This window comes from Actinocrinis puniceicyclus, from assembly GCF_018283645.1.
Lineage (GTDB): Bacteria > Actinomycetota > Actinomycetes > Streptomycetales > Catenulisporaceae > Actinocrinis > Actinocrinis puniceicyclus.
The window spans coordinates 1-12299 of the sequence record NZ_JAGSXH010000013.1 but is presented as its reverse complement, the minus strand read 5'-3'; the positions used below and the strand labels follow the sequence as shown (position 1 = coordinate 12299).

The window sequence follows — 12299 nt, the reverse complement described above, 5'->3', positions numbered from 1 at the left end:
CGTGCCGGACGCTTCGGGCTCGACGACGACGCTCGTCAACGTGACGGAGCAGAGTCCTTATCCGTGGGCGGAGGGCGGCGCGATCTCCTCGGCGCGGGACCTGCATACCCTGATCGTCGCGCTTCTGGGCGGGCGGCGGGTGCTGGTCTACGCGTTCAGCCCGACGGGCGAGTCGGTGAACACCGGCCCGTTCATTCTCGGGATCGCGAAGGCGGCGCTTCGCTCAGAGCGCTTCGCTCAGAGCGCGCTTCACTGAAATCGAGCCTGGCCGAGCGGGCGTTCGGCCGGTCCGCCGTCTCTCACCGATCCAGATACGCCAGCACGGCCAGCACCCTGCGGTTGTCGTCGTCGGAGGGCGGCAGGTCCAGCTTGGCGAAGATATTCGAGGTGTGCTTCGTCACCGCGCGCTCGGTGATCACGAGACGCTGCGCGATCGCCGCGTTGGACCGGCCCTCCGCCATCGACGCCAGCACCTCCACCTCGCGCGCGGTCAGCCGGCCGAGCGGTTCCCGGCTGCTGCCGCGCGCGAGCAGCTTCGCGATCACCTCGGGGTCCATCGCCGTACCGCCGGCCGCCACCCGCCGCACCGCGTCGACGAACTGAGCCGCGTCGAAAACCCGGTCCTTGAGCAGGTAACCGACCGCGCCGGTGCCGTCGGCGAGCAGCTCGCGGGCGTAGAGCTGCTCAACGTACTGCGACAACACCAGCACCGGCAGGCCGGGCACCTGGCGGCGCGCCGCGAGCGCCGCCTGCAGACCCTCGTCGGTGAACGTCGGCGGCATACGCACATCGACCACCGCCACGTCCGGGCGATGGTCGATCAGTGCTTTGAGAAGGCTCGGCCCGTCGTCCACCGCGGCGACGATCTCGAAACCGTGTGCTTGCAGCAGCCGGGTCAGCCCTTCCCTCAGGAGGAAGAGGTCTTCGGCGAGGACAACGCGCACGGAATCTCCAGGGTGACTACGGTCGGCCCGCCGGGCGGGCTCGTCACGGTCAGCAACCCGTCGAATGTACCGATCCGGCGCTCCACTCCGCGCAGCCCCGTGCCCCCGCCCGGGTCCGCGCCGCCGTGACCGTCGTCGGTGACCGTCAGCCGCAGCACCCCGTTCGCGTGCGAGAGATCGACCCAGGCCCGCGTGCCACCCGAGTGCTTGGCGACATTGGTCAGCAGTTCGCTGGCCGCGAAGTACGCCGCCGACTCCACCGGCGCCTGGGCGCGGCCCGGCAGGTCTGCCGTCACCTCCACGTTCAGCGCGCTGTCGAGGGCCAGTGCGCGCACCGCGTCGGCCAGGCCGCGGTCCGACAGCACCGGCGGATGGATGCCCCGCACCAGCCCCCGCAACTCCGCCAGCGCCTTGATGGAGGCGTCGCGGGCCTCCAGCAGCAGGGCGCGCGCCTCGTCGGGGTGGTGCTCAAGCAGCGCCTCGGCCGCGCTGAGGTTCATGCCCATGGCGACCAGCCGGGCCTGCGCGCCGTCGTGCAGGTCGCGTTCGATGCGGCGCAGCTCGGCCGCGGAGGCGTCCACGGCGTCCGCGCGGGTCTCGGTCAGGTGCCGCACGCGCAGAGCCAGCTCGGCGGCGCGGGTCGGCTTGAGCAGGACGCGGGTCCAGTGCGCGTGCGCCCTCAGCAGAGCCGGACCGGTCAGGAAGCCCAGGATCAGCACGAACGCGCCGATCCAGGCCGACACCCAGCGCAGGTGCTCGTTGCCGGGCCGCAGATGCACGAAGGTGTACCAGTTCTCTTCCCCGTGCCGCACCAGCACCGGCCAGAGGAACGAATCGACGAACCCTTCGACGCCGTACACGACCAGACTGGCCGGCAGGATCGCCAGGATCAGGCCGAGCACCATGTTCACCGAGCTCCAGCCCAGGTCGCGCCAGGTCGCCGGATCACGCAGGATCCAGCGGCAGCGCTCGACGAGCCCCATCGCGCCGCGCTGGAAGGCCGGCTTGGGCCGATAGGGCCGCGGGATCTGCACGCCCTGCCAGCGCCAGGCCAGATCGCGGGCCAGGTTGGCCACCCACCGGCAGATCAGCGTGGAGATCGGCAGCAACAGCAGGCCGACGCCGAGACTGATGAACGCGATCACCTCCACCTGCAGCACGACCACGGCGATATTCAGGCCGGCGACGAGCGTCAGGACGAGTCCCTGCCACGGAGCGAGCAGCGCTCGCTTGAACCGCGACCTCGGCGGATCGCGCCGCGCGACCGCGTCCGCCGGACCGGTGATGGCCATCTCCCGCACCTCCTGTGAGCCCCCGTCGCCCAGACGTGGCGTGACCAGTCTGTCGGCACCCGGCCGAGCACCGCACGGGACCTACGCGGCCGATCCGAAGGTGTACCCAGGTACACCCTAATTGGGGGTTCAACCGCATGTCAGAGGCATGACCGCAGGCCGTAGCTTTCCGGTGGGGGGCGGTGAGCCACACCGCCGCAGAAGGCTTGAGGAGAGATCCGTGCAACGTTCGACACGACAGGACAGGCGCAACATCGCCGCCGCGCTGGGCGGCTGGAGCGCGCGACACCGCAAGACCGCGGTCTTCGGCTGGCTGTTGTTCGTGGTGCTCGCGACGGTGATCGGCGGTGCGGCCGGGCAGCGGAACCTGACCGGCGCGCAGCAGGGCTCCGGCGACTCCGCGCAGGCACTGCAGATCCTCGACGACGCGCACATCGCGCAACCCGCCGGCGAGATGGTGCTGGTGCATAGCGTTTCGCAGACCACCGGCACGCCGCAGTTCCGCGCGACCGTCGCGGACGTGGTCTCGGCCGTGCGGGCCACCGGGCTCACCCAGAACCTGCGCGAGCCGTACTCCGCCGGCCTGATCTCGGCGGACGAACACAGCGCGCTGATCGAGTTCGACATGACCGGCGACCCGCAGAAGGCGGCGGACCGGGTGCAGCCGGTGCTCGACGCGGTCGCGAAGGCCGGCTCGGCGCATCCGGGCATCGCGGTGAGCGAGTTCGGCGAGGCCTCGGGGAACCACTGGTTCAACGACACGCTCGGCAAGGACTTCAAGCAGGCCGAGTGGACGGCCGTGCCGCTCGCCCTCGGCATCCTGCTGGTCGCGTTCGGCGCGCTGCTCGCCGCGATCCTGCCGGTGCTGCTGGCACTGACCGCGTTCATCGCCGCGATCGGGCTGCTCGGCCTGGCCAGCCATCTCAGTGCGGTGGACTCCTCGGCGGACTCGGTGATGCTGCTGATGGGCCTCGCGGTGGGAGTCGACTACTGCCTGTTCTACCTGCGCCGGGAGCGCGAGGAGCGGGCCGCCGGCCGCGACAGGGAGACGGCGCTGCGGATCGCCGCGGCCACCTCCGGTCGTTCGGTGCTGGTCTCCGGGTTGACCGTGATGGTGGCGATGGCCGGGATGTACCTGTCCGGCATGCACATCTTCGAAGGTTTCGCCACGGCGACCATCCTGGTGGTGGCGATCGCGATGCTCGGCTCGGTCACCGTGCTGCCGGCGCTGTTGTCGATGCTCGGCGACAGGGTCGAGTTCGGTCGCCTGCCCGGCGCGAAGCGGCGCGCGGCGCGCCGCTCCCGCACGACGGCGGCCGGCGGCGGCCGGGTGTGGAACGCGACCCTGGGCAAGGCTGCCGCGCACCCGCGGGCCGCGCTGCTCGGATCGGCCGGTTTCCTGCTGCTGCTGGCCGGACCGGCGTTCGGGATGCACACCGAGAAGCTCACGATCGACCAGCAGGTGCCGCAGAACGTGCCGCTGGTGCAGACCTACCGGCAGATCGTGCGCACCTTCCCGGGCGGCCCGGCCCCGGCCGTGGTGGTGCTCAAGAGCGCTGACATCCGGGGCGCCGCGGCGCAGAACGCGATCAAGGACTTCGAGCGGGCCGCGCTGCGCACCGGCGAACTCGGCGATCCGAAGGCGGGCAACCCGATCCGGGTGCAGCTGTACCCGGCCGCGGGCGTCGCGCAGATCCAGGTTCCGTTGCGGGGCGACGGCACCGACGCCGCGTCGCTGCACGCCCTCGGCACTCTGCGCACCGCGGTCGTGCCGCAGACACTCGGCAGGCTGCCGGGGGCGAAGGTCGCGGTCGGCGGGCAGCTGGCCTTCGGCGCGGACTTCAACAGCCGGCTGCACCACTCGATCGTGCCCGTCTTCGCGTTCGTACTCGCGATCACGTTCCTGCTGATGCTGCTGGCCTTCCGTTCGCCGGTCATAGCGCTGACCGCGATCGCGCTCAACCTGCTGTCGGTCGGCGCGGCGTACGGCGTGATGACGGCGATCTTCCAGCACGGCTGGGGCGCGGCCCTGGTCGGCACGCAGGCGCCGGGAGCGATCGAGTCCTGGCTGCCGCTGTTCGTGTTCGTGGTGCTGTTCGGCCTGTCGATGGACTACCACGTCTTCGTGGTCTCCCGGATCAGGGAGGCGCGCGAGGCGGGCATGACGACCGAGCGCGCGGTGGTCCACGGGCTGCGGTCCGCGGCCGGGACCGTCACCAGCGCCGCGGTCATCATGGTCGCCGTGTTCGCGGTCTTCGGGACGCTGTCGATGCAGGACTTCAAGCAGCTCGGGGTCGGCCTCGCGGTAGCCGTCGCGCTGGACGCGACCGTGATCAGGGTGCTGCTGCTGCCCGCGACGATGATCCTGCTGGGCGAGCGCAACTGGCCGCGATCACTGCGCCGGGCCGCGCCGGTCGGCGGCGACCCGCAGGACGCCCCGCGGGACGCCGCGTTCGCCAGGCTCGGCAGGTTCGGGCAGCCGCAGGCTCAGGACCGCGCCGCCGTCGGGATGGTTGGCGGCCGACACGGCTCCGCCGTGGGATTCGGCGACCTGGGCGACGATGGCCAGCCCTAGTCCGGAGCCCGGCCGGTCCCGCATCGAGGCGGCCCGGTAGAAGCGGTCGAAGACATGCGGCAGGTCGCCCTCCGGGATGCCGGGACCGTGGTCGCGAACGGTGAGTGTGTGGCCGGCCAGGGTGACCTCCACCCGGCCGGCCCCGCCGCTGAACTTGGCGGCGTTGTCCAGCAGGTTCGCCATCGCGCGCTGGATGCGGTCGGGCACCGCGACGATCCGTGTCGCGGCGAGGTCCGCGGCGAAGTCCACGCCCGGCCAGTGCAGCCGCGCGCGGTCCACGACATTCCCGGCGACCTCGGCCCAGTCCAGCTGCTCGAAGGCGGCGGCGGGCTCCTCGCCGCGGGCCAGTTCCACGGTGTCGGCCACCAGCCCGGTCAGGTCGTCGATCCCGGCGAGCACCGAGACGATCAGGCGCTCCCGGTCGTCCGGATCGAGCAGCTCGATCTTGCGCAACACCTCCACGTTCGTGCGCAGCGAGGTCAGCGGGGTGCGCAACTCGTGCGAGGCGTCGGCCACCAGCTGGCGCTGCCGCTCGGTGGAGTCCTGGACCGCGCTGAGCATGGCGTTGAAGCTGACCGCGAGGCGGCCGAGTTCGTCGCGTTCGGCCCGGTCGCCGGGGTCGATCCGGTGCGCGAGGTCCCGGGTCGCGGCGATCCGCTCGGCGGCCTCGGTCAGCTGGCCGACCGGGCGCAGCGCGGTGCGGGTCACCCACCAGCCCAGCCCGCCGGCCAGCAGGATCCCGGCCAGGCCGGCGCCGAGCAGTTCCAGCCCGAGCTGGCTGAGCTGGTCCTCGGCGGCGGTGAGCGGCAGCGCGACCTGGATCGCGACGCCCTGGCCGAGCGGCGCGGTCGCCAGGCGCACGTCAGTGCCCTGGAAGCTGATCGTGCGCAACTGCTCGGCCGCGGTGCCGGCCGCGACGGCGCGATCGGTGGCGTCGACCGGCAGGCGCGCGGTCTGGTCGTTCGGCAGCAGCGGCTGACCGGTGGCGCGCACGATCTGCACGTAGTCGACCGAGTCGCCGAATCTGCGCCTGGGCCCGACGACGACGGACTTGGCGTCGGACGGGCCGGAACCCGACGGCAGGAACTTGACCGGCGCCGGCCCGTTCGGGCGGGCCTTCTCGTCGGCAAGCCGCTGCAACGCGCCGACCTGTTTGCCCAGCTGCCGGTCTATGCCGCCGTACAGTTCCGCGCGCACGGCCAGGTACGCGAAGGCGACACCGCCTCCTATGCCCAGCGCGACGGCCAGCGTGGCGGCGATCGTGATGCGGGTGCGCAGCTTCAAGCGGCCGGTTCGGCGCCACAGCGCGCGTACCCGATCGAGCGCGGCTGCGGCGGACCGCCCGACGCGGTCCGCCGCGCTCAAGGCCGGCACTCCCGGACGGTGTACCCGACGCCGCGCACCGTGTGGATGACGCGCGGCGCGCCGCCGATCTCCGTCTTGCGCCGCAGCGTGGAGACGAAGACTTCGAGCGAGTTGGAGCCGGGTCCGAAGTCGTAGCCCCAGATCCGGTCGATGATCAACTCTCGGGTCACCACCCGGCCGGCGTTGCGCAGCAGCAGTTCGAGCAGTTCGAACTCGGTCTTGGTCAGGTCGGCGCGCCGGCCTGCGCGCACCATCTGACGGGCCGCCAGGTCCAGGGCCAGGTCGCCGCATTCGAGCATCGGCGGCGGGGGCGGGGTGTGCTGGGTGGCCCGGCGCAGCAGCGCGTTGACCCGCGCCACCAGTTCGACCAGCGCGAACGGTTTGACCAGGTAGTCGTCGGCGCCGGCGTTGAGGCCGAAGACCCGGTCGGCGATCGCGTCACGGGCGGTGAGCATGAGGATCGGGGTGCGGTCCTCCGCGGCGCGTAACGCGCGGGCGACCGCCAGACCGTCGATGCCGGGCATGGCCAGGTCGAGCACCAGCGCGTCCGGCGGGGTGTCGCGCACGGCCTCCAGCGCGGCGGCGCCGTCGGCTGCCAGCGTCACCGCGAAGCCCTCGAGTTTGAGCGCGCGGCCCAGCGCCTCGCGCACCTCGCTGTCGTCGTCGACGACGAGTAGTCGCGCTCCACCGTTCGCCATGGGTTACACCCCTCCGCAAGAGTCGACCCGGTATCGCAAGGGTGGATGAACTTGCTGAAAACAGCCTTAGAGCGCGCGCGGACGGGCGTTCCGCGCCGGGGGCGGCTCAGCCGGTCGGGCTACTGGTACCGGACGCCCGCGCCCCGGGAGAGGGCAGCAGCGGCGAGCAGACCCTGAGCGCGGCCTCGACCTTCGGGTCGGAGAGACTTAGACCATTGAGATACCTGGCGGCGCGGTCGGTCGGCGGCGCGGTGGGGAACGCGGTCGGCCGGGTGGCCGGGATGGTCACGCCCTGCTGTGTCATGCAGTTGCGGAACGCCGCCGACTGGGTTGCGCCGCGAGCGCCGAAGCCCCCGGTGGGCCGGACCGAGACACAGGCGCGCATCGCGGCCCGCATCTGCGGGTTCTGACTCTGACCGAAGAAGCCGCCGCCCGGGCCGCCGAAGCCTCCGGACGGGCGCGGTCCGGTGGGCCGCGCGGTGAAAACGCCCCGGGAGGGGAACGCGGTCGGTATGTCGGCGCCGTGCTGGCGCAGGCAGTCGAGGTATACCGCGTTGCGCGACAGGGACGCGGTCGCGGACGGCGTCGCGGCCGCCACGGCGGAGATCGAGGTGCTGCCACCGCCGCACGCCGCCAGCGCGGCGGCGGCGGCGACGGCCGCGCCGAGCGCCACGCAGACCTGCGCCGCGGTCCTGGTCCGGAGGTTTCTCAGGTTGCCGCTCGTCATGTCACTGCCCGCCTGAGGTCTTGGTGCCCGAAGTGGAGGGGGCGGCGCCGCCGGCCGTGATCGAGGTGGCCGTCACGTCGCCCCTGTTGTCGTTGCTGCCCGCGATGACCACGCTCTGTCCCGGCTTGAGCTGCGCGAGCGAGCCGGCGCTGGTCACGTCGATCACGGTCGAGCCGTCGGCGGTGACCGTGTAGACGCTGCCGTCCGGGGCGGTGACGTACAGCTTGTCGCCGCTCACGACGGTGATGGTGCCGGTGATCGCGCCGCCGGCCCCGCTCTTGGTGCCGGTCGCGCCGCCGAAGCCGCCGCGGCCGAGGAAACCGCCCGCCGCGCCGCTCCCGCCCGCGCCCGCGCCGGTCCGGTTGCCGAACGCGGCCGCGAAGTTGCCGCGCCCACTCGACGAGGCGCCGAAGTGTTTCTGCGCCAGCGCCCCGCCGATGAAGCCCGCGCAGATCAGCGCCGCGGCGGCCAGCGCGACGGTGGCCTTCGGCAGCTTCGCGCGCGGCGGCCGGGCGGCCAGCGCGGTGCCCAGGTCGTCGGCGCGCGGCGGGATCGCCAGCAGGTCCGCGTCGGCGCCGTCGAGTTCGGCCGCCGCGGATTCGGCGCCGTCGGGGTCGGTATCGTCGAGGTCGGCGCCGTCCGGTTCGGCGCCGAGATCCGGTTCGGCCGGTTGCGCGCCGTCGAACCGCACCAGCTCCGCGGTGCGCGCCATGTCCGGGTGGGTTTCGCCGGCCGCCGCCGCGGCCCGCCTGGTTTCGAGTTCACTCATGACGCAGTGCCTCAATCGGGTGGAGTTTGGCGGCCCGGTTCGCCGGCAGCGAGCCGAAGACCAGGCCGATCACGGCGGACACGCCGAACGCGAGCAGGATCGAGGACGGGACCAGCACCGGCTTGATCCCGTCCACGGTGAACCGGGAGCCGGCCACGCCGGCCACGACGCCGAGCGCCCCGCCGACCACCGACAGCAGCACCGCCTCGATCAGGAACTGGCCGAGGATCGCGCCGCGCGGCGCGCCCAGCGCCTTGCGGATGCCGATCTCGCGGGTGCGCTCGGTCACCGTGACCAGCATGATGTTGGTCACCCCGATCCCGCCGACCAGCAGCGAGATCGCGGCGACCGCGGCGAGCAGCACCGTGAAGGTCTGGGTGGTGCTCGCGGCGGTGGACAGCAGCGTCGCCTCGTTGGTGACGCTGAAGTCCTCGCTCGCCGCGGTCACGTGGTGGGCCTCCAGCATCAGGCTGGTGACCTCCGCCTGGGCGGCGTTCGCCGAGTTCGCGTCCCTGGCCTGCACGGCGATCTCGCTGAGCGAGCCGAATCCGGTCAGGCTGTCCTGGACCGTGGTCAGCGGGGCGAGCGCGACGTTGTCCGGGTCGTTGAACGTGTTGCCCCCGCCCTTGGCCGCGAGCGTGCCGACGACCGTGTAGGGCACGCCGCCGAGTTGGATCGTCCTGCCGATCGGGTCGATGGTGCCGAACAGGTTCGTCACCACCGTCTGCCCGATCACGACGACCTTGCGGTGCCGGTTGACGTCCTCGTCGGTGAAGGAGGACCCGGCGGCGACGGTGTCGTTGGAGATCGGCAGGTAGGCCGGGTAGGTGCCGACGATCTGGTTGATCGTGGTGGTCGCGCCCTCGAAGGTGGCGGTCGCGGAGGTGGAGGCGACCGGGGCGACCACCGAGACGTCCGGGTCCTGGTCCGAGGCGGCCAGCAGCTGCGCGTCGGCCACGGTGAGGTTGGAGACCTTGCTCTGCGTGCCGGTGCGGGTGGCCGCGGCCCGGCCGAAGCCGCCGGCCTGCCGGGTGACGGTCAGCAGGTTCGAGCCGAGGCTGGAGATGCGGGCCTGCACCGCCGCGCCGCTGCCCTGGCCGACCGCGATCAGCAGGATCACGGCCCCGACGCCGATGAGGATGCCGAGCGTGGTCAGTCCGGAACGCAGCTTGTTGGCCCGCAGTCCGCGCAGGGCGAAACGGAAGACCTCGCGCGCCCGCATCAGGCACCCGGCCCGAGCGCGAGCGACGGCGCGGCGGGCCGGCCCGCGCCGGCGGTGGCCAGCCGCGGGGGAAGACCGTCCACCGGTGCGAACCTGACGTCCTGCACGATCAGCCCGTCGACCAGGCGCACCGCGCGCTTGGCATGCGCCGCGATGTCCTCCTCGTGGGTGATCAGGACGATGGTGCGCCCGGCGGCGTTGAGCCGGTCGAACAGCGACATGACCTCGGAACTGGACTGCGTGTCCAGGTTGCCGGTCGGCTCGTCGGCCAGCACCAGCGAGGGGGCGGTCACCAGCGCCCGGGCGATCGCGACCCGCTGCTGCTGACCGCCGGAGAGTTGGTTGGGGTGGTGGTCGACCCGGTCGCCGAGCCCGACCAGGTGTAGCGCGGCCAGCGCCCGGCGCCGCCGCTGCGGACCGCGCACCGCGCCGTACACCAGCGGCAGTTCGACGTTCTCGAAGGCGGTGGTGCGGGCCAGCAGGTTGAAGGACTGGAAGACGAAACCGATCTTCCGGTTGCGCACCAGGGACAGTTGCCGCTCGTCGAGGTCTGCGATGGCGATGCCGTCCAGCCGGTACTCCCCGGAGCTGGGCACGTCGAGGCAGCCGACGATGTTCATCAGCGTGGACTTGCCGGAACCGGACGCACCCATCACGGCCACGTAGTCGCCGTGCGGGATGTCCAGATCGACGCCGCGCAGCGCGTGCACCGCCGCGTCGCCCTCGCCGTACACCTTCCGCAGGGCACTGATCCAGACGGCGCTGGGGCGCGGCGGCGCGTACCCGGTGACCGGGCCGTCGGCGCTTTGATACTCGGTCATCCCTTGCCTCCGGTCACGGCCGCGCCGCCGCCCCCGCCGAGCCCGCCGCCGAAACCGCCCAGGCCGCCGAAGCCGCGGCCGCCGGTGGTGCTCGCGCCGCTGGAGAGCGTCAGCAGCACGTTCTCACCCTGCGTCAACCCGCTGACGATCTGGGTGTCGGTCGTGCCGACGATGCCGGTGGTGACCGGGGTGATGGTCTCCTTGCCGCCGGCGCCCACCACGGTGACGATCGAGCGGCCGCCCGCCGTGGTGATCGCCGAGTTCGGCACGTAGAGCGTGTCGCTGGCCTCGCCGGTGACGATGGAGATCGAGGCGGACTGTCCCGGCCGCACGCTCGCCGCGACGGCCTCGGTGAGGTTCAGCGTGACCGCGTACTCGACCACGTTCGACACGACGGTGGATGTCGGCGAGATCACCTCGACCTGCGCCGGATACGCCTTGCCGGTGGCGTTCAGGGTGACCGTCGCGGACTGGCCGATCTGCACCGAGGAGACGTCGGTCTCGGAGACCTGCGCGGTGACCTGCAGCTGGCTCAGGTCCGCCATCGTGATGAAGGCCCCTGAGCTCGACGACGCGGCCGAGGATGACGAGGAGGTCGACGAGGACGCGGAGGAGCCGCTGCCGCCCGCGCCGCCGGACCCGCCCGACGCGGACGACGAGGAGGTGGCCGGGGCGCCGGTGGTGGTGGAGCCGGCGCTCACCGATGAACCTATGAGCCCTGCGATACTCAGGATGGTTCCCTTGCCGGGCGCGGTGATCACGGTGCCTGCGAGCGCGGTTTGCGCGGTGTTCACGTTCGCCTGGGCCTGGGTGACCGCCTCCTGGTCCTGCGCGATCGTGCCCGGATCGACGTAGGCGCTGTTGGCCTGTTGCGCCTTGAGCAGCGTCAGCGCGTTCTCGGCGTTGGTGACCGCCTGACGGTCCTGCGCGCATGCCTGCGATGTGGACGACGCGGTGCATTTCGCGGTCGAGTAGGCGTTCTGCGCGTTGGTGACCGCCTGCTCGTCCTGCGCCAGCTGCGCGTCGTTCAGCGCCAGTTGGGTCGAGCTCGGGCCGTTCTGCGCCTTGGCCAGGTTGTCGCGCGCGACCGTCAGTTGCTGCTGCGCCTCGGTCAGCTGCAGGTTGGCCAGGGTCGGGTCGATCTTGGCGAGCACCTGGCCCGCGGCGACCGTCTGACCGACCTTCACGTCGATCTCGCTGACCTTGCCTGCGGCACCGAACGCGAGCGAGGAGGTCGCGGCCAGCGCGAGGTTGCCGGAGGCGGACACGGAGGCGATGACCGTGCCGCGCTGCACCGGCGATGTCCGTGTGGTAGCGGCTCCGGCGCTGGTGGCCGGGCCGACCGTCGTGTAGGCGACGCCCGCGCCGGCCAGCACTAGCGCGGCGAGAGACCCGTTGAGCACGAGTCTGCGACGGGAGGACTTGAGCGGCGTCATGGCCGGAGTGTTGGCGGCGAATCTGAAGCGAAGGTGAAGCCGCGAGCCTTTGCTCCGGATTCTCATGATGTACTCAGCGAACTGTTACTTTCCCATGACAAAGCAGCACCGGCGGTCGACCGGAAGGACCGCCCGACGTGCCCGAACGAACCGGCACGGCGGGCTCGCCGCGGGTGGCTTTCACGCTCGCCGGCCGCCGTGGCGCGCGAGCCAGCAGACCGCGGCGCCGAGGTACGACAGCAGCCCGAGTACCGCGGTCACGGCGACGGCCGCGCCGGTCGCCACGTCGGCCCGGGTGGCGGCGGTCCAGCGGGCGCCGCGCACCTGGTCGCCGAGCACGAAGGGGGCGGCCACCAGCCAGCCGCCCAGCAGCGCGAGCAGCAGCAGACCGGCGATGGCGGTGGCCGGCGGCCTGGGCCGGGCGGGCGGCGGCGGGAGGCAGGGCAGGTC

General features: G+C 72.3%; 10 protein-coding genes and 2 pseudogenes. 2 read left to right on the top strand and 10 right to left on the bottom strand.

What is annotated here, in order from left to right; genetic code table 11:
- Position 1: 1 nt before the first annotated feature.
- Positions 2-256 (top strand): hypothetical protein, encoded by a 255-nt coding sequence (locus tag KGA66_RS05855; protein ID WP_211465544.1) that lies wholly within the window; start codon positions 2-4, stop codon positions 254-256.
- Positions 257-299: 43 nt separating this feature from the next.
- Here the strand turns inward: KGA66_RS05855 and KGA66_RS05850 are convergent, their stop codons facing one another.
- Together KGA66_RS05850 and KGA66_RS05845 are read right to left on the bottom strand one after the other, a co-directional pair.
- On the bottom strand, positions 300-944 hold the full coding sequence (locus KGA66_RS05850; protein ID WP_211465359.1) for a response regulator transcription factor: 645 nt from the start codon (positions 942-944) through the stop codon (positions 300-302).
- Complete coding sequence (locus KGA66_RS05845; protein WP_211465357.1) at positions 908-2236, bottom strand: sensor histidine kinase; 1329 nt, start codon at positions 2234-2236, stop codon at positions 908-910. The genes KGA66_RS05850 and KGA66_RS05845 overlap by 37 nt, the downstream gene beginning before the upstream one ends.
- A gap of 220 nt (positions 2237-2456) precedes the next feature.
- Between KGA66_RS05845 and KGA66_RS29790 the strand changes: the two genes are divergently transcribed.
- Entirely contained in the window at positions 2457-4811 is a 2355-nt protein-coding gene (locus KGA66_RS29790; RefSeq protein WP_312886773.1) for an MMPL family transporter, read from the top strand.
- Here the strand turns inward: KGA66_RS29790 and KGA66_RS29785 are convergent.
- The 8 genes and pseudogenes from KGA66_RS29785 to KGA66_RS05805 form a co-directional block, all read right to left on the bottom strand.
- Positions 4764-5519: pseudogene (locus KGA66_RS29785) on the bottom strand (HAMP domain-containing sensor histidine kinase); the annotation flags it as partial. The gene KGA66_RS29790 and the pseudogene KGA66_RS29785 overlap by 48 nt on opposite strands.
- Before the next feature lie 653 nt (positions 5520-6172).
- Positions 6173-6874, bottom strand: coding sequence for a response regulator transcription factor (locus KGA66_RS05835; protein ID WP_211465353.1), 702 nt, complete (start codon positions 6872-6874; stop codon positions 6173-6175).
- Positions 6875-6980: 106 nt separating this feature from the next.
- Positions 6981-7601 carry a hypothetical protein gene (locus KGA66_RS05830; RefSeq protein ID WP_211465351.1) on the bottom strand — a complete coding sequence of 207 codons (621 nt, stop codon included), beginning with the start codon at positions 7599-7601 and terminating at the stop codon, positions 6981-6983.
- A gap of 1 nt (position 7602) precedes the next feature.
- Positions 7603-8370: a DUF5666 domain-containing protein gene (locus KGA66_RS05825; RefSeq protein WP_211465349.1), complete on the bottom strand. Its 768-nt coding sequence runs from the start codon at positions 8368-8370 to the stop codon at positions 7603-7605.
- A complete protein-coding gene (locus KGA66_RS05820; protein WP_211465346.1) occupies positions 8363-9592 on the bottom strand; it encodes an ABC transporter permease in 1230 nt (409 codons plus the stop codon). The genes KGA66_RS05825 and KGA66_RS05820 overlap by 8 nt, the downstream gene beginning before the upstream one ends.
- On the bottom strand, positions 9592-10413 hold the full coding sequence (locus tag KGA66_RS05815; RefSeq protein ID WP_211465344.1) for an ABC transporter ATP-binding protein: 822 nt from the start codon (positions 10411-10413) through the stop codon (positions 9592-9594). Before KGA66_RS05815 ends, KGA66_RS05820 begins: the two co-directional genes overlap by 1 nt.
- Positions 10410-11849: an efflux RND transporter periplasmic adaptor subunit gene (locus KGA66_RS05810; RefSeq protein ID WP_211465343.1), complete on the bottom strand. Its 1440-nt coding sequence runs from the start codon at positions 11847-11849 to the stop codon at positions 10410-10412. Before KGA66_RS05810 ends, KGA66_RS05815 begins: the two co-directional genes overlap by 4 nt.
- Before the next feature lie 180 nt (positions 11850-12029).
- A pseudogene (locus tag KGA66_RS05805) lies at positions 12030-12299 on the bottom strand (hypothetical protein); the annotation flags it as partial.

What these genes read in the sequence shown, in the direction of transcription:
- KGA66_RS05845 (WP_211465357.1), bottom strand. Translation starts at nt 2,236, where the DNA reads ATGGCCATCACCGGTCCGGCGGACGCGGTCGCGCGGCGCGATCCGCCG.
- KGA66_RS05835 (WP_211465353.1), bottom strand. Translation starts at nt 6,874, where the DNA reads ATGGCGAACGGTGGAGCGCGACTACTCGTCGTCGACGACGACAGCGAG.
- KGA66_RS05830 (WP_211465351.1), bottom strand. Translation starts at nt 7,601, where the DNA reads ATGACGAGCGGCAACCTGAGAAACCTCCGGACCAGGACCGCGGCGCAG.
- KGA66_RS05825 (WP_211465349.1), bottom strand. Translation starts at nt 8,370, where the DNA reads ATGAGTGAACTCGAAACCAGGCGGGCCGCGGCGGCGGCCGGCGAAACC.
- KGA66_RS05820 (WP_211465346.1), bottom strand. Translation starts at nt 9,592, where the DNA reads ATGCGGGCGCGCGAGGTCTTCCGTTTCGCCCTGCGCGGACTGCGGGCC.
- KGA66_RS05815 (WP_211465344.1), bottom strand. Translation starts at nt 10,413, where the DNA reads ATGACCGAGTATCAAAGCGCCGACGGCCCGGTCACCGGGTACGCGCCG.
- KGA66_RS05810 (WP_211465343.1), bottom strand. Translation starts at nt 11,849, where the DNA reads ATGACGCCGCTCAAGTCCTCCCGTCGCAGACTCGTGCTCAACGGGTCT.